The following is a 17135-nucleotide window of genomic DNA, read 5'->3' as shown; positions in this document are numbered from 1 at the left end:
CGGTCTCCTTAGTCTTTGACGGCGCCGCTGGTCAGCCCGGCGACGACGTAGCGCTGGGCGACGACGAGCAGGACGGCGGCGGGGATCGCGGCGAGGACGGCGGTGGCCATGATCCCGTTCCAGTCGGCGGACTGGTTGCCGACGAACCGGTAGATGCCCACCGTGATGGGCTCGAACGACTGCCCGGTGGTGAGGGTGACGGCGAACAGGAAGTCCGCCCAGGCGAACAGGAAGGCGAACAGCCCGGCGGTGACCAGCGCGTTGCGGCTGACCGGGAGGATGATCGAGACGAACGTGCGCCAGTACCCGGCACCGTCCACTCGCGACGCTTCGGTGAGCTCCTTCGGCACCGAGATCATGAAGGCGCGCAGCAGGAGCACGGCGAACGGAATGGTCGCGGTCGAGTCCGCGAGCACCAGCCCGAGGTAGTTGTCGATCAGCCCGAGGTTGCTGAACACCGTGTACAGCGCGTTGGCCATCACGATGCCCGGGATCATCTGCACGATGAGCAGCACGAACACCAGCACCGGACCGCCGCGGACCTTCAGCTGGGCCAGCGCGTAGGACGCGGGCGCGGCCACGAGCAGCGAGACGAGCACGGTGCCGAGCGCGACGACGACGCTGGAGAGCAGGTGCGGGCCCTGCGAGGAGACCGCCTTGCGGTAGCCGTCGAGGGTGCCGCCGGCCGGGAAGAACGCCGGGTCGGGGGCCAGCAGCGCGCCGCTCGGCTGCAGCGAGGCGTTGACCATCCAGTACAGCGGGAACAGCAGCACCGCGACGATCAGCACGCCGGACACGGTGCGGGGCCAGGACGACGTCTTCATGCCGCCGCCTCCGCCAGTGTCGCCTTCGCCGAGCGCAGGTACAGCAGCCCGAACACCGTCGCCACCACGATCAGGACGTTGCCGACCGCGGCGCCCTGGCCGAACGCGAAGTCCTGGAAGGACAGCCGGTAGGACCACGTCGTCAGCGTCTGCGTCGCGTTGGCCGGGCCGCCGCCGGTGACGACCATGATCACGTCGAACACCTTGATCGTGTACACCAGCCCGAGCATGAGCACGATCCCGGTGACCGGCCGCAGCAGCGGCCAGGTGACGTGGCGGAACCGCTGCCACGCGTTCGCGCCGTCCAGCGCCGCGGCTTCGTAGAGCGACGCGGGGATGGCGCGCAGCCCGCCGTGCAGGATGACCAGGTTGAACGGGATGCCGACCCAGATGTTGGTGAGGATCACCGCCGGCAGCGCCCAGCTCGTGCTGCTCAGCCACGGCACCGCGTCGATCCCGGCGAACCGCAGGGCCGCGTTCAGCACGCCGTGGTCCTGGTCGAACATCCACCGCCAGACCGCGCCGCTCACCACGAGCGGGAGCAGCCACGGCAGCAGGAGCAGGGACCGCAGCAGCGCGCTGCCCAGGAACCGGCCGTTGAAGAACACCGCCAGCGCGAGGCCGATGGCGAACTGGAAGACCAGCGAGCCGGCCGTGAACAGCACCGTGTTGAGCGCCGCCGTGCCGAACAGCGGGTTGTGCAGGACGGCGGAGTAGTTCGCGAAGCCGACAAAGGGTGCTTCGCCGGTGTAGAACGACTTGACCGTGTAGTTCTGCGTGCTCATCACCAGGTTCGCGACCAGGGGATAGCCGAAGAACACGACGATGTAGGCCAGGGCCGGCAGCAGGAACGCCCACGCGGCGAACCGGTTGTCCCGCCGGGACTTCCGGCCGCTGCGGGCCGGCGCGGCGACCCCGGCCGGGGCGACCAGCGTCACGACCCGCTCGCCTGCTGCGCGGCCTTCAGCGCCTGGTCGGCCGGCTGCTTGCCGGTCAGGGCCGCCTGCAGCGCGTCGGCCAGTGCCTGCGACACCTTCGGGTACTTCTCGCCGAGCTCGGCGGTACGGGAGCGGGCGGTGCCGACCTCGTCGACGAACGCCTGCATCGCCGGCTGCTCCGCGCCGAACTTCGCGGCCGCGGCCGTCTTCGACGGGACGTAGGCGTGCGCCTTGCTCCACTGCAGCATCGTGGGCTCGGAGAGGATGCAGGACAGCACCTTGCCGGCGGCCTGCTGGGCGGGCCCGCTCGTGACCGGCACCGTGCCGACCTCGCCGCCGAGCGCGACCACCGGCTTGCCGCCCGCCTGCGGCACCGGGATCGGCACCACGCCGTAGTGCAGGGACTTCTGCTCGTCGAGCCGGGCCAGGTTCCACGAGCCGTTGACCATCATCGCGGCGTTGCCCGCGACGAACTGGTCGGCGACGTCGTTCTGGTTCCAGGTCACCACGGACTTCGACGCCGACCCGGAGTTCACCAGGTCGGTGACGTACTGCAGGGCCTGGGTGGCCTTCGGGGAGTCCAGCTGGGACAGTTCGGCGCCGTTGCTCCAGAAGAACGGCAGGAACTGCCAGGTACCCTCTTCGGACGGGATCGCGGAGAAGGCCAGGCCGTACTTGCCGTCCTTGGTCAGCTTCGCCGCGGCGGCCTTCAGCTCGTCCCACGTCTTCGGTGGCTCGACGCCCGCCGCCGCCAGGAGGTCCTTGTTGTAGATGAGCGCGAGGCCGTTGACGCCGGGGGCCACGCCGTAGAGCTTGTCCTGGTAGGTCCCGGCCTTGACGATGCTCGGGTAGTAGCCGTCGGTGGTGATGCCGTAGTCCGACAGCGGGGTCAGCGCGCCGGTGGCGGCGACCTGCTGCAACGTCGGGTTGTCGGTGAAGAGCAGGTTCGGCAGCGTCTTCGAGCTGGCCCCCTGCAGCACCTTGGGCAGCATCTGCGCGGTCGGCACGGTCTGCCGCTGGATCTTGATCCCGGTCTGCGCGGCGCACGCGTCGAGGATCTTCTGCCACGCCGCGGAACCCTGCTCGTCGGCGTAGTAGTCGAGCTCCGTGACGGACGTGGCGGCCGGGGCGCCGGCACCGTCCGAAGCGGACGGTGCCGGGCTCGGGCTGCACGCGGCCAGCAGGGCGGCGCTCGCGGCACCCGCGGTCAGGACGAGGGCGCGACGGGCTACGGACATGGCGATTCTCCTTCGGCGGTGGAGCAGAACCGGGTCAGGCGCGCGGCGCGGCGGTGCTGTCGCGCCGGGTGAGGCGGGGCCCGAGCAGCCGGACCTCCGGGGTGGTGTGGCCGGCGAGCCGGCGCATGGTCATCTCGACGGCCTGCGCGCCGACCTCCTCGGCCGGGATGGCGACCGTGGTCAGCGCGACCGCGTGCTGCTCGGCCATGGCGTCCGGGCACACCGCGACGACGGAGATGTCCTCGGGCACCCGCAGGCCGCGGTGGCGCAGGTCCGACAGCAGCCCGGGCAGGACGGCCTCGTTGTGCACGACCAGGCCGGTCAGGTTCGGGTCGGCGGCGAGCAGGTCGTCGAGGCAGGCGCTCACCGCTTCGTAGGAATGGGCGCACGCCCGGGACTGCGCCCGCACGTCACGGCTTTTCGCGGCTTCGTCGAACCCGCGCAGGAACCGCGTCGCGTAGCTCGTGCCGCGCCGGTAGACCGCGGGCGACGGGCCGATCAGCCCGATCGAGCGGTGGCCGAGGTCAGCCAGGTGCGCGACGCACGCCGAGCCGGCCGCGGTGAAGTCCAGGTCGACGCAGCTCAGCCCGGCCGGGTGGTCGGGCACGCCGATGAGCACCACCGGCAGGTCGAGCGCGATGAGCATCGGCACCCGCGGGTCGGCGGCTTCGACGTCCATCACCATCAGGGCGTCGGCGATCGCCGACGACGCCACCCGCTGCAGCGCGGCGGGGCCTTCGTCCTTGGTGAGCAGGAGCAGGTCGTGGTCGTGCGCGCGGGCCGCGGTGACCGCCGCGGCGACGAACTGCATCACCACGGCGACGTTGAGGTCCGTGCGCAGTGGCACGACGAGCGCCAGCACGTTGGTCTTGCTGCTGGCCAGCGCCCTGGCCCCGGCGTGCGGGTGGTAGCCGAGCTTGCGGATGCTCTCCTCGACCAGCCGCCGCGTCTTCGGCGAGATCGAGCGCTTGCCGCTGATCACGTACGACACCGTGCTGGGGGCCACGCCCGCCGCGTTGGCGACGTCGTTGATCGTGACCACGGGCGGCCTCCTGGGGACGGGGAGGGGATCGGTCGTCGAAGCGCATCGACGATGGCACGAAGGTAAGTGACGTTCGCCGGAAACACAAGCGGAATTCGCCGCGCGCGGATATTCGATTCGTATTCGACGATCCGGGCCGGCGTCGAAAGTGTCGAACACCGCTGATGACGGATCTTCGAGCAGCTCAGCCCGCAGTTTCGCAGGGTCGCCGGGGTGGCTGGGCGCGCTCCCAAGAAGTCTTGACCGCGCCCTCACGCGGCTGTAATAGTCGTCACCATCCCCACCTTCGCCCGCGAATGTTCCGCGCCGCACTGTCGAAACGATTCGACGATCCCGGGAGGCCGTCCGTGCGCCAGTCCCCGCTCCGCCGTGCTCTCGTCCCGGTGGTGACCGCGACCCTGCTGCTGGCCCCGGCGTCGGCGCTCGCGGCCGCCCCGATGCCGTTCCGCGATCCGTCCCTGCCGCTGGCGACGCGGATCGACGACCTGCTCTCGCGGCTCACCGCGGACGAGAAGATCTCGCTGCTGCACCAGTACGAGCCGGCCATCCCGCGGCTGGGCATCGGCGTGTTCAAGACCGGCACCGAAGCGCTGCACGGCGTCGCCTGGTCGACGGACTACGACGCCAACGGTGCCGTCGTCAAAGCCGACGGCACGGTGTTCCCGCAGGCCATCGGCCTGGCGTCGACGTGGGACCCGGCGCTGGTCAAGCAGGTCGGCGCGGCCGTCGGCCAGGAGGCGCGCGGGTTCAACGCGCGCAACCCGACACTGTGGGGCCTCAACCTGTGGGCACCGGTGGTGAACCTGCTGCGCGACCCGCGCTGGGGCCGCAACGAAGAGGGCTACTCCGAGGACCCGCACCTCACCGGCGAGCTCGCGACCGCGTACGGCCGCGGCATCCAGGGCGACGACCCGCGCTACTTGCAGGCCGCCCCGACGCTGAAGCACTACCTCGCCTACAACAACGAGGTCGACCGCGACACGAGCAACTCCTCGGTGCCGCCGAAGATCCTGCACGACTACGACGAGCAGGCGTTCAAGATCCCGCTGCAGAACGGGGCGGCCAACGCCGTCATGCCGTCGTACAACCTGGTCAACGGGCGGCCGAACACGGTGAGCCCGGACCTCGGCGGCCTGCTGCGGAAGTGGGCGCCGCAGGACATCGCCGTGGTGAGCGACGCCGGCGCGCCCTCCAACCTGGTCAACTCCGAGAAGTACTACACCACCAAGGCCGAAGCCGACGCGGCGGCCATCAAGGCCGGCCTCGACAGCTTCACCGACAACGACACGAACGGCTCGATCACCGTCGCCGCGGTCAAAGAGGCACTGGGCAAGGGCCTGCTGACCATGGCCGACGTTGAGAAGGCCGACCGGCACCTGCTGTCGCTGCGGTTCCGGCTCGGCGAGTTCGACCCGCCCGGCCGCAACCCGTACGCCGACATCACCCCGGCCGTCATCAATTCGCCCGGACACCAGGCCCTGGCGCGCAAGGCCGCCGACGAACAGGTCGTGCTGCTGCGCAACAACGCGAACGCGCTCCCGCTCGACGCGGCCCGGAACAAGAAGGTCGCGGTCGTCGGCCCGTTGTCGGACACGCTCTACGAGGACTGGTACAGCGGCGCGATGCCGTACCGCGTCACGCCGAAGCAGGGCATCGCCGGACGCCTGGGCGCTTCGGGCACGGTCACGTCGTCCGAAGGCGTCGACCGGATCGCGCTCAAGGACCTCGCCACCGGCCGGTACCTGACCGCACCGGGCACCGCCGGCAAGGTGACGGCGGGCCCCACCACGGCAGGCACCGCGGAGTCGTTCGACGTCTACGACTGGGGCGCGGGCAAGAACACGCTGCGCGCGGCCGCGAACGGCAAGTTCCTCGGCTACTCCGGCGGCGCGCTGGTCAACGACGCCGACCAGCCTTCCGGGTGGTTCGTGCAGCAGCAGCTGAAGCTCGACGCGCAGCCCGACGGCAGCTACGTCCTCGAGTACGCGGGCAACGAGGTCGCCGAGCCGTGGTTCGGCCCCAACCGGTTCGCCGTCGTCGGCGCCGACGGGACGCTGACGATTTCCGCCCCGGACGCCGCGCACGCGACGAAGTTCGGCCGCGAGGTGTTGACCAGCGGCGTCGGCAGCGCGGTCGCCGCGGCCAAGGACGCCGACACCGCCGTCGTCGTGGTCGGCAGCATGCCGTTCATCAACGGCCGGGAGGCGAACGACCGGACGAGCACCGAGCTGGCGCCCGCGCAGCGCGCGCTGATCGAGGCCGTGCAGAAGGCGAACCCGCACACCGTCGTGGTGGTGGAGAACAGCTACCCGACGACCGGCTGGGACACGCTGTCCGTGCCGGGGATCGTGTGGACCAGCCACGCGGGTCAGGAGACCGGGCACGCCGTGGCCGACGTGCTGTTCGGCGACGTCGACCCGGCCGGCCGGCTCACCCAGACCTGGTACGCCGCCGACGCGGGCCTGCCGTCCATCCTGGACTACGACATCGCGAAGACCGGGATGACCTACCAGTACTACCGCGGAAAGCCGCTCTACCCCTTCGGGTACGGGCTCAGCTACACGAGCTTCCGGTACGGCGCGCCGCGCGCCGCGCGCGTCGGATCGGCGGTCGAGGTCAGCGTCGACGTCACGAACACCGGCGGCCGCACCGGGACCGACGTCGTCCAGCTCTACTCGAAGGAGTCCGGGGTCCAGCGGCTGCGGGACTTCGCGCGCGTGACGCTGGCACCGCACGAGACACGGGCGGTCCGGTTGTCGGTGCCGGTGGCCGACCTGGCGACGTGGGACGTCGCGCAGGAGCGGTCCGTGGTGGCGGCCGGGCTCCACGAATTCTCGGTGGGCCGCAACGCTGCCGAACTCTCCGCGCCGCAGCCGGTCTACGTGCCGGGGGAGCGGAGCACGCCGCGCGACTTGAGCCGGCCGACCCAGGCGCAGAACTTCGACGACTACTCCGGGACGACGCTGACCGACACGGCGAAGACGTCGGGAACTTCGGTCGCGGCGGTGGCCGGGAGCTGGCTGGCGTTCCGGAACGTCGCGCTGTACGGGCCCACGCGGTTCACCGCGTCGGTGTCCACAGTGGAGCCCGCGCACGTCACGGTCCACCTGGACTCGCCGGCCGGTCGCGTCCTGGGCACCGCCGCGGTCCCGGCGACCGGCGACCGGTACGCCTACACGACGGTGACGGCGGACCTGGCGAAGGCGGCCGGCCGCCACGACGTCTACCTGACGTTCGACGGGCCGGTGAACCTGGCGACGTTCTCCCTGCGGTGATCAGGGTTTGCGGCCGACGCCGGCGTGGGGCAGCGTGTTGATCGCCGGGTCGTCGGACATGTCGCCGGCGCCCTCGGGGCGCCACATCGCGCAGCCGACCAGGCCGGGCTCGACCAGCTCGAAGCCGTCGAAGAAGCGGAGCACCTCGTCACGGGTGCGGGGGACCGGCCGGTTCTGCGTGTCCTGGTTGCTCTTGTACGCTTCGACGGCTTCGTCCAGCCGCTCCGACCCGGAATCGGCCGCGACGTGCGTGACGGCGAGGAAGCTGCCCGGCGCCAGCCGGTCGCGGTACCGGGCGAGGATGTCCACCGGGTCCCACGAGTCCGGCACGAAGTGCAGCAGCAGCAACATGAACACGCCGATCGGCTCGGTGAGGTCCAGCAGCTTGCCCGCGCCCTCGAAGACGTCGTTGACGTCGCGCAGGTCCGCCCGCAGCACCGCGCAGCGGTCGTTGCCCCGCAGCAGCAGCTCGCTGTGCGCCACGGCCACCGGCTCCCGGTCGACGTAGACCACCCGGCACGCCGGGGTCGGCCTGCTGGACGATCTCGTGCAGGTTGCCCACGGTCGGGATGCCGGAGCCGACGTCGAGGAACTGCCGGACGCCGGCGTCGACCATGAACTTCGCCGCGCGGCGCAGGAACGCCCGGTTGAGCCGGGCCGCGTCGCGCACACCCGGCATGATCTCGAGGATCTGCTCCCCGAGCGCGCGGTCGGCGGCGAAGTTGTGGTCGCCGTCGAGCCAGAAGTCGTACACCCGCGCCGGGTTCAGCACCGTGGTGTCGATCTCCGGCGGTACCCAGCTCGGCTCCCCGGTCACCGGACCTCCCGCGCTCGCGCTCGCTCGGCGTGGCGGAGTGTAGCGGTCTCCGCCGTTCGTGCGGACTCCCGTCCGGTGGCCCGGCGCCCCCGTTAGGGTGTCCGGTCACGAGGAGGCGAGGCCATGCCGCACGTTCCCGGCCGCTTGCCCGTGCTCGGGCACACCGGCTCGCTGCTGCGCGACCCGCTGAAGCTCCTCACTTCTCTTCCGGCGTACGGAGATGTCGTCGAACTCCGGCTCGGGTCGCTGCCGGTGCACGTGGTCACCACGCCGGAGCTGGCCTGGCGGGTGCTGGCCACCGACGCCCACAAGTTCGACAAGAGCCTGGTCTTCGACAAGATGCGCCCGCTCTTCGGCGACGGCCTGGCCACCTCGAACGGCGAGCTGAACCGCCGCCGGCGGCGCCTGGTGCTGCCCGCGTTCGGCCGCGCGGATCGCCGGCTACGCCGACACCACCATCACGAAGCTGGCCGGCGAGCTGGTGAGCTCGTGGCAGCCCGGCGAAGTCGTCCAGTTCGACCGGCGGATGCAGGACCTCGTGCTCACCATCGCCGGGCAGACGCTGTTCTTCACCGCGCTCGGCGGCGAAGTGCTCGCCGAGATCCGCCGCTCGATCCCGATCATGCTGAAATACGTGCTGATCCGGGCGTTCTCTCCGAAATTCGTGGAGAGACTGCCGATTCCGCCGAACCGGAAGTTCGACGCCGCCGCCGCGCGGCTGCGCGAGGTGATCGGCGAGACCGTCGTCGCCGCGCGGGAGCGGGGAGCCGACCACGGCGACCTGCTGTCCATGCTGCTGCTGGCGCGCGACGAGGACACCGGCGAAGGCATGACCGACCGGCAGGTGCACGACGAGGTCATCACGATCCTCACCACCGGCGCCGAGACCACCGCTGTCGCGCTGGCCTGGTTCTTCCACGAACTGGGGCGGCACCCGGACGTCGAACGCCGCTTCCACGCGGAGGTCGACGAGGTCCTCGGCGGCAGGCCCGCGCGCTTCGACGACCTGCCGGACCTGGTGTACACGCACCGGATCGTCAACGAGATCGTCCGCCGCACCCCGCCGCTGATCCTCATGCGCCGCGCCCGCGAAGACGTCGAACTGGGCGGCGTGCGGATCCCGGCGGGCAGCGAGGTGGCGGTCAGCCAGCACACCCTGCACCGGGACCCGCGCTGGTTCCCCGATCCGGACCGGTTCGACCCGGACCGCTGGACGCCGGAGGAGACTGCGGAACTGCCGAAAGGCGCCTACATCCCGTTCGGCGCCGGTGCGCGCCTGTGTCCCGGGCACGTGTTCGCGCCGACGGAGATCGGCATCGTCGCCGCGACGATCGGCGTGCGGTGGCGGCTGGTTCCCGTGCCCGGTAAGCAGGTCCGCGCGCAGCTCAAGGCCACGATGCAGCCGAACCGGCTGCCGATGACGGTGGTGCCGCGCCGGACCTGACGGTGCCCGTCCGGCTACGAGGTGTAGTGTTCCGGGGTCCTTTCACCTGTCCGAGTCCAGAGGGAGTGCGGCGTGAGAGTGCCGGTCAAGGTGACGGCGGCGTTGTTCGCCGGTGGCGTGCTGCTCGCCTTGCTGACCGCGGCGATGCCCGCCGAGGCCGCCGCGATCTCCTGCACCGACACGGACCTGCCGGTCACCGGTCCCGGGCTGCCGCCGCCGGTGCCGGGCGCGCCCGCGACCGTGCACGGCCGGCCGTGCCTGCCTGCCACGTCCGGGTCGGGCACCGATGTGCCGGACACCGTCCAGTTGCTCGTGCACGGCGGGACGTACAACAGCGCGTACTGGGACCTGCCGTACCGGCCGGAGCGTTATTCCTACCAGCGCGACATGGCCGCACACGGCTACGCGACCTTCGCCGCCGACCAGCTCGGCGCCGGGCGCAGCAGCCGCCCGCTGAGCCTGCTTCTGTCAGTCCGGGCGGCGGCCGAGGCGATGCACGAGGTGGTCGGCCACCTGCGCGCCGGGCACGTCGGCGGGGTGCGGTTCGCGAAGGTCGTGATCGTGGGTCACTCGGTCGGGTCCGGCGTCGTCGCCGTGGAGGCGTCGTCCTACCACGACGTCGACGGCGTGGTGCTGACCGGCATCACGCACCTGCCGGTGCTGGCCGTCGGCGCGGCGCTCGGCCTGCAGCCTGCGCTGCTCGACGGGCAGCTCGGCCGGCTGGGCAGTGACCCGCTGTACTTCACGACGAAACCGGGTGCGCGAGCCGGGTTGTTCTACGCCGCGGGCGATTCCGATCCGGCGGTGATCGCCGCCGGCGAGGCGGCCAAGGACCAGGTTTCGGTGCCGGGGATGGGCACGGTCGCGGTGTTCGGGATCGTGCTGCCGGCGACGAAGGGAATCACCGCACCGGTTTTCCAGGTGGTGGGCGAAAAGGACGTGCTTTTCTGCGGGCTGCTCGCGCTGCGTGACTGTTCGGACGCCGGTGTGCTCCGGGCCCAGGAGGCACCGTATTACGCCGACCCGTCGAATCTGTCGATGTACGTCCTGCCGGGTGCCGGTCATTCCGTGGCGTTGCACGAAAACGCGGCGGAATACCGTGACGCCACCCGGTCGTGGCTGCGCGAGCGCGTGGGCGTGACTCCGCAGGGTTATCACTCGATTGGATGAATACTGTTTCGTGCGCCGGACACCATTTCGCGCCAAGATATATCGGTTGCCCGAGCCGGAGTGTGTGCGTGGAACCCAGGACAGGCTGACGTGACTGCTCCCCGTCCCCACGGCGATGTCCCGCCGAGAAAGCCGTCCGCCGAACGTGCGGCGAGACGGCTCGGCACGCTCGCGCGCAAATGGGGTTACCTGATCAGCACCACGGCTTATCTGCCGCACACGCCCGAAGAGATCGAACGCGAGCTGGCGGTGCTCGCCGGTGCGCTGTTCGAGGCGGTCGCGAGCGACCCGCCGGACCTGGACGAGGCCGCCGCCGCGGGCGGACGGCTCGTCGAGCTGCGCTGCGTCGGCACGGACAGCCTGCGCCGCAGCCTGGAAATCCTCGGCAAGGCGCTGCTGCGCGAACCGGAGCTGCGCCGCGTCGACGGGCTCGCCGAGCGGGTCGTGCTGGTGCTCGGGGCGTTCAGCTCCGGCTACGGCGAGGCGCTGCGCGAAGACATCCAGAAGCGGCAGGAGGGCCTGAGCCGCGCGCTGCTGAAAGTCGAGCAGGAGACGCGGCAGAAGCAGATCATCACCCGGGCCCAGTTCGAGGAGGTGTTCGCCGGCTCGGCCAGCGGCGTCGCGCTCACCGAGCTGGACGGCCGGGTGCTGCGGGCCAACGCGGCGCTCGCCAAGACGCTCAACCGCACGCCCGCCGAGATCGCCACGCTGACGCTGTTCGACCTGGTTCACCCGGACGAGGCGGACCAGCTGCGGGACGCCTACCGCGACCTGGTGGCCGGCAAGCTGCACCGGCTGCGCGTCGGCCGCCGCCTGGTCGGCAAGGACGGCGAGCCGATGTGGGCGACGTTCGCCGCGTCGGTGATCCGCGACGCCGTCGGCACGCCCCGGCAGCTGATCACGATCGTCGACGACGACACCGAGGTGTCGCTGCTGCAGCGGCGGCTGTCCCACCAGGCCCTGCACGACGTGCTGACCGGCCTGCCGAACCGGCAGTTCTTCAGCACCCGCCTGGAGAACCTGCTGCGCGACGCCGACCCGGCCCGCGGCAGCACGCTGTTCCACCTCGACGTGGACGGGTTCTCGCAGATCACCGGCGGGCTCGGCCAGGACCTGGGCGACCGCGTGCTGCGCGCGGTCGCGGCGAAGCTGAAGGCGGTCTTCGACGGGGAGAACGCGCTCGTGGCGCGTCTCGGCGGCGACGAGTTCGGCGTGGTCGTGCAGAACACCGCGGACACGCCGGACGTGGTGACGCTCGTCCGCCGCATCACCCACGAGCTCGCGGAACCCGAGTACGTCGACGGGCAGCGCGGAGTGGCGGTGTCGGCGAGCATCGGCGTCGTCCACCGGCCGCCGCGCGACATCACGCCGGCGGAGCTGCTGCGCGCGTCGGACCTGACGCTGCGGCGCGTCCAGCGGGCCGGCAACCAGTGGGGCCTGTTCGACCGGGAGCTGGACCGCCGCGACCGCCACGACTTCGCCCTCGCGGCGGCGATGGCGGGAGCGTGGGAGAACGGCGAAATCGAGGCCGGCTTCCGGCCGCTGGTGTCCGCGGCCGACGGTTCCCTGCGCGGTGCCGAGGCCCGGCTGCGCTGGCGGCACCCGTCCGAAGGTGTGCTCACGCACGAAACCTGCGTGCGGCTGGCGGCGGAGACGGGGCTGGCGCTGCCGCTGGGCACCTGGCTCCTGCGCACGGCGGCCGAGCGGCTGGCCGCGGCGGGCGCCGCCGTGCCGCTGACCGTCGAGCTCACCCCGCAGCAGGCCGCCGACCCCGAGCTGGTCGGCGAGATCCGCGAGGTGCTGCGGGCCACGGGCTGGGAACCGGACCGCGTGCGGCCGGGCTTCCCGGCGGCGGCACTGCTGGCACCCGCCGGCGACGCGGCGGACAACCTCAAGGTGCTGGCGGAAATCGGCGTGCCGGCGGAGATCCACGGCCTGGCCGACGTGACGTGCCTGACCGAGCTGCCGGCCCGCGCGGTGCGCCTGGCGCCGGAGCTGGTGGCCCGCCGCGAGCACCCGTTGCTGACGGCCTCCCTGCCGGCGCTGATCGACGCGGTCCACCTGGCGGGTGCGGAGGTCGGCGTGACCGGAGTGGCGCGCCGCGACGATGCGGAATGGTGGCGCGACCGGGGTGCGGACCGGTTGTCGGGGCCGTTGTTCAGCGACCTGCCGGGTGACCTGCCTTCCTGCTGAGGCGGCCGGTTCTGCTGCTGCACCGGATGTCCGCTTTCGGGCGCCCGGCTGCCCGTTCTGCGGACAGTAAGGTGATCCTTGCCGCGATTTTTACGCCGAACAGCGCAACGGAACTGCGCCGTTCGGTCCTGTCGCACCCCGTGACCTCCTCATTACCCTCCAGTAGACAGTGGTGCCGATCACAGTCGCCGGAGGAGGCCCCATGGCGTCGCCCGTCCGAGGACCCCGTTCCGGCGACCGGCGCCAGGAAGACCGGCGCGCACTGCGGCTGCGGCACATCGCGGGCTGCCTGTCCTGCACGCTCACCTGCCAGTACTGCGGGCTGCCCGTGCGGCTGGCCGGGCCGGCCGGCCACCCCGGCTACGGCGTGGTCGAGGAAGTGATCGCCGGGGACGGGACCGCCGCCCCCGACCTGGTGCTGCTGCACCGGTTCTGCCGCAGCGCGCTCGGCCGCTGCCGGACGCGGGGGTGCGTGCTGCGGCGCGCCCACCTCGGCCGCGCGACCGAGCAGTACGAAACCGGCCGGCGGCCCGGGCGCTACCAGCGCCTCGGCGTCCGGCGCTCGCCCGACCCCGATCTGTACCGGAAACACTGGCGGGTCGCGAAGATGCGGTACGCGTGCAAGGCGTGCCGGTACTACACCGGCTCGCACTGAGCCGGTCCTTCCATCACGACGCGGAGGACTCGTGCTCGTTCGTCTCATCCTCGGCCTGCTCATGACCGTCGTCGGCCTCGCCGTCGCCGGACGGCGCGTGGCCTTCCTGTACCGGCTGATCAAGGCGGGCCAGCCGGACACCAAGCGGTCGGGCGAGCTCGGCCGCCGCGTGTCCGCGCACCTGCGCGAAGTGTTCGGCCAGCGCAAGCTGCTCAAGTGGTCGGTGCCCGGCCTCGCGCACTTCTTCACGTTCTGGGGCTTCGTCATCCTCGCCTCGGTGTACCTCGAGGCGTACGGCGCCCTGTTCGACGAGAAGTTCGCCATCCCGTGGATCGGCCACTGGGCGGTGCTCGGCTTCCTGCAGGACTTCATCGCCGTGGCCGTGGCCGTCTCGCTGGGCGTGTTCACGGTGATCCGGATCCGGCAGGCGCCCGAGCGCAAGCAGCGCGCGTCGCGGTTCTACGGCTCGCACACCGGCGGCGCGTGGCTGATCCTGGCGATGATCTTCAACGTCGTCTGGACGATGTTCCTCTTCCGCGGCTCGTCGGCGGCGTCGGGCAACTTCCCGTACCACTCGGGCGCGTACGTCTCGCTCGGCGTCGGGAACCTCCTCGAGCCGCTGGGGCACTCCGCCACCGAGGTGCTCGAGACCGTCGGCCTGCTGCTGCACATCGGCGTCATGCTGGTGTTCCTGTCGATCGTGCTGTACTCCAAGCACCTGCACATCTTCCTGGCGCCGGTCAACGTCACGGCGAAGCGGCTGCCGGACGCGCTCGGCCCGCTGCTGCCGATGGAGTCCGGCGGCAAGCCGATCGACTTCGAGGACCCGGGCGAGGACGACACGTTCGGCCGCGGCAAGATCCACGACTTCACGTGGAAGGGCATGCTGGACTTCGCCACGTGCACCGAATGCGGCCGCTGCCAGTCGCAGTGCCCGGCGTGGAACACCGGCAAGCCGCTCTCGCCGAAGCTCGTCATCATGAACCTCCGCGACAACATGTTCGAGGAGGCGCCCTACATCATCGCCGGCGAGGAGCACGACGACGGCCGCCCGCTCGTCGGCCCGGAGGCCGACGGCGGTGTCATCGATCCCGACGTCCTGTGGTCCTGCACCACCTGCGGGGCGTGCGTCGAGCAGTGCCCGGTGGACATCGAGCACGTCGACCACATCGTCGACATGCGCCGCTACCAGGTGATGATCGAGTCGGCGTTCCCGACCGAGCTGGGCGGGCTGTTCAAGAACCTGGAGACCAAGGGCAACCCGTGGGGCCAGAACAACTCCGAGCGGCTGGCCTGGACGAAGGACATCGGCTTCGACGTCCCGGTGTTCGACGGCGAGCTGGCCGAAGACGTCGAATACGTCTACTGGGTCGGCTGCGCCGGCGCGTTCGACGACAACGCCCGCAAGACCGTGCGTGCCACGGCCGAGCTGCTGCACATCGCCGGAGTGAAGTACGTCGTGCTCGGCACCGAGGAGTCCTGCACCGGCGACCCGGCGCGCCGCGCGGGCAACGAGTTCCTCTTCCAGATGATGGCGCAGCAGACCGCCGAGACGCTCAACGCCGTGTTCGAAGGCCGCGAGCCGCGGCTGCGCAAGATCGTCACGACGTGCCCGCACTGCCTCAACACCCTCGGCCGCGAGTACCCGCAGCTGGACGGGCACTACGAGGTCGTGCACCACACGCAGCTGCTCAACCGCCTGGTCCGGGGCGGGCAGCTGACGCCGGTCAAGCCCGTCGAGGAGGGCGGCCCGCGCGTCACCTACCACGACCCCTGCTACCTGGGCCGCCACAACAAGGTCTACACACCGCCGCGCGAGCTGGTCGGCGCGACCGGGGCGCAGCTGACCGAGATGCCCCGCCACGCCGACCGCGCGCTCTGCTGCGGCGCCGGCGGCGCGCGGATGTGGATGGAGGAGCAGATCGGCAAGCGCATCAACCTGGAGCGCGTGGACGAGGCGATCGCGACCGACGCGGAGACGATCGTGACCGGCTGCCCGTTCTGCCGCGTGATGCTCACCGACGGCCTGGTCCAGCGCCAGAGTGAGCAGCAGGCGGAGAACGTCGACGTCCGCGACGTCGCCCAGCTGCTGCTGGAGCGGGTGAAGGCCCCGGCGGCCGCGCCGAAACCGTGAACCGGGCAGGAGGCCGGCACCGGCTTCCGGCTCGGCACCCGCGCCGGGACCGCGGCGCTAACCGTCCACAGCGGACGCGACCACAGTGGACGGTGACGACGCCTCGGGTGCCTTGCTCCCGAGGCGCGCGGTCGGCACCCGGTAGGTCTCGCGAGCCGTCGCCGCCGCGGCCGCGGCCACCACGCACACCGTCGCGGTGAAGATCGCGACGCCGAGCCAGTCCTGCTTGGCCGAGCCGATCGCGGCCACCACGCTCGGCGCGAAACCGGCCACCGCGAACCCGATCTGCGTCCCGATGGCCATGCCCGAAAGCCGGACGCGGGCACTGAACATCTCGCCGTACAGCGCCGGCCAGACGCCGTTGACGCCGGAGTACGCCACGCCGAACAGCACGATCCCGAGCACGAACAGCAGCGCGTACGAGCCGATCGAGATCGACCACAGGTACGGGAAGATCAGCACGCCGCAGGCGAGGCAGCCGGCGATGAACACCGGCTTGCGCCCGACCCGGTCGGCCAGGCCCGCCAGCAGCGGGATCGCCGCCAGCGCGACGATGTTCGCGAGCACGCCGACCCACAGCATCGGGGTGCGCGCGAGGCCGATCGTGTTGACCGCGTAGCTGAGCGCGTAGACGGTGAAGATGGTGCTGACGGAGGCGATCGTCGCCGCGACGACGACACGCAGGACGTCCGCCCAGTGGTCGCGGAAGAGGACGGCGACCGGCAGCTTGGCGACCTCGGTGCGTTCGAACACGGGTGTTTCGTCGAGCCGGCGGCGGATGACGAACCCGACCACCACGACCAGCGCGCTGCACCAGAACGGCACCCGCCAGCCCCAGGTCAGCAGCTCGCCGGCCGGCAGGGCGGCGACCGGGAGGAAGATCGCGGTGGCCAGGATCTGCCCGGCCTGCGTGCCGCTGAGGGTGAAGCTGGTGAAGTACGCGCGCCGCCGTTCCGGGGCGTGTTCGAGCGACATGGAGTTGGCGCCGGCCTGCTCGCCGGCGGCGGAAAGCCCTTGCAGCAGCCGCAGGACGACGAGCAGGACGGGCGCGAGGACGCCGACGCCGGCGTACGTCGGCAGGCAGCCGACGCAGAAGGTCGCGACGCCCATCAGCAGGAGGGTGAAGACGAGGACCCGCTTGCGGCCGAAGCGGTCGCCGACGTGCCCGAGGACGAACGCGCCGACCGGCCGGGCGAGGTAGCCGACCCCGAAGGTGGCCAGCGCCAGGAGGGTGCCGGTGGCGGGGGAGGAGGCGGGGAAGAAGACCTTGTTGAACACCAGCGCGGCGGCGGTGCCGTAGATGAAGAAGTCGTAGTACTCGAGCGCGCTGCCGATCCAGGCGGCCAGCGCCGCCTTGCGGGGCATCGATCCGGTCACGGGGATGAGCTCCTGACGTCCGTGCTTC

Annotated in this window: 11 protein-coding genes and 2 pseudogenes; 7 read left to right on the top strand and 6 right to left on the bottom strand. The window is 71.3% G+C overall.

From position 1 onward, the window contains the following. Positions 1–8: 8 nt before the first annotated feature. The 4 genes from BT341_RS28550 to BT341_RS28535 are packed head-to-tail and all read right to left on the bottom strand — an operon-like array spanning position 9 to position 4042. Positions 9–824, bottom strand: a complete 816-nt coding sequence (locus BT341_RS28550; protein WP_072479215.1) for a carbohydrate ABC transporter permease — start codon at positions 822–824, stop codon at positions 9–11. Next, the gene (locus tag BT341_RS28545; protein ID WP_072479214.1) at positions 821–1762 is read right to left on the bottom strand and encodes a carbohydrate ABC transporter permease; all 942 of its coding nucleotides are present in this window, start codon (positions 1760–1762) and stop codon (positions 821–823) included. The genes BT341_RS28550 and BT341_RS28545 overlap by 4 nt, the downstream gene beginning before the upstream one ends. Next, positions 1759–3000, bottom strand: coding sequence for a sugar ABC transporter substrate-binding protein (locus BT341_RS28540; RefSeq protein ID WP_072479213.1), 1242 nt, complete (start codon positions 2998–3000; stop codon positions 1759–1761). The genes BT341_RS28545 and BT341_RS28540 overlap by 4 nt, the downstream gene beginning before the upstream one ends. A 34-nt stretch (positions 3001–3034) precedes the next feature. Then, a complete protein-coding gene (locus BT341_RS28535) occupies positions 3035–4042 on the bottom strand; it encodes a LacI family DNA-binding transcriptional regulator (RefSeq protein ID WP_072479212.1) in 1008 nt (335 codons plus the stop codon). 386 nt (positions 4043–4428) lie between these two features. On the opposite strand from BT341_RS28535, the gene BT341_RS28530 reads away from it, so the two are divergent. Beyond that, the gene (locus BT341_RS28530) at positions 4429–7317 is read left to right on the top strand and encodes a glycoside hydrolase family 3 protein (protein WP_245805132.1); all 2889 of its coding nucleotides are present in this window, start codon (positions 4429–4431) and stop codon (positions 7315–7317) included. On the opposite strand, the pseudogene BT341_RS28525 reads toward BT341_RS28530, so the two are convergent. Then, positions 7318–8071 (bottom strand): annotated as a pseudogene (locus BT341_RS28525) (SAM-dependent methyltransferase). On the opposite strand from BT341_RS28525, the gene BT341_RS46755 reads away from it, so the two are divergent. The 6 genes and pseudogenes from BT341_RS46755 to BT341_RS28500 all read left to right on the top strand — a co-directional run bounded on the left by BT341_RS46755 (position 7995) and on the right by BT341_RS28500 (position 15730). Then, positions 7995–8177 (top strand): hypothetical protein, encoded by a 183-nt coding sequence (locus BT341_RS46755; protein WP_245805403.1) that lies wholly within the window; start codon positions 7995–7997, stop codon positions 8175–8177. The pseudogene BT341_RS28525 and the gene BT341_RS46755 sit on opposite strands and share 77 nt — an antisense overlap. A gap of 80 nt (positions 8178–8257) precedes the next feature. After that, positions 8258–9578 (top strand): annotated as a pseudogene (locus BT341_RS28520) (cytochrome P450). A 72-nt stretch (positions 9579–9650) separates the two neighbouring features. Continuing rightward, positions 9651–10748, top strand: a complete 1098-nt coding sequence (locus BT341_RS28515) for an alpha/beta hydrolase (protein WP_072479210.1) — start codon at positions 9651–9653, stop codon at positions 10746–10748. A gap of 90 nt (positions 10749–10838) precedes the next feature. Next, positions 10839–12941, top strand: a complete 2103-nt coding sequence (locus tag BT341_RS28510) for a GGDEF domain-containing protein (RefSeq protein WP_072479209.1) — start codon at positions 10839–10841, stop codon at positions 12939–12941. Positions 12942–13143: 202 nt separating this feature from the next. Beyond that, complete coding sequence (locus tag BT341_RS28505; RefSeq protein ID WP_072479208.1) at positions 13144–13596, top strand: hypothetical protein; 453 nt, start codon at positions 13144–13146, stop codon at positions 13594–13596. A 31-nt stretch (positions 13597–13627) separates the two neighbouring features. Beyond that, complete coding sequence (locus BT341_RS28500) at positions 13628–15730, top strand: (Fe-S)-binding protein (protein WP_072479207.1); 2103 nt, start codon at positions 13628–13630, stop codon at positions 15728–15730. A 57-nt stretch (positions 15731–15787) separates the two neighbouring features. Here the strand turns inward: BT341_RS28500 and BT341_RS28495 are convergent, their stop codons facing one another. Then, complete coding sequence (locus tag BT341_RS28495) at positions 15788–17107, bottom strand: MFS transporter (protein WP_072479206.1); 1320 nt, start codon at positions 17105–17107, stop codon at positions 15788–15790. Between the last annotated feature and the right edge of the window lie 28 nt (positions 17108–17135).

This window comes from Amycolatopsis australiensis, from assembly GCF_900119165.1.
In the GTDB taxonomy this organism is placed as follows: Bacteria; Actinomycetota; Actinomycetes; order Mycobacteriales; family Pseudonocardiaceae; genus Amycolatopsis; species Amycolatopsis australiensis.
The sequence above is the reverse complement of the archived record's forward strand: the minus strand, read 5'-3'. Positions and strand labels throughout refer to the sequence as shown.

Coding starts and splice junctions, on each gene's coding strand:
- BT341_RS28550 (WP_072479215.1), bottom strand. CDS start 824: ATGAAGACGTCGTCCTGGCCCCGCACCGTGTCCGGCGTGCTGATCGTC.
- BT341_RS46755 (WP_245805403.1), top strand. CDS start 7,995: ATGATCTCGAGGATCTGCTCCCCGAGCGCGCGGTCGGCGGCGAAGTTG.
- BT341_RS28505 (WP_072479208.1), top strand. CDS start 13,144: ATGGCGTCGCCCGTCCGAGGACCCCGTTCCGGCGACCGGCGCCAGGAA.
- BT341_RS28540 (WP_072479213.1), bottom strand. CDS start 3,000: ATGTCCGTAGCCCGTCGCGCCCTCGTCCTGACCGCGGGTGCCGCGAGC.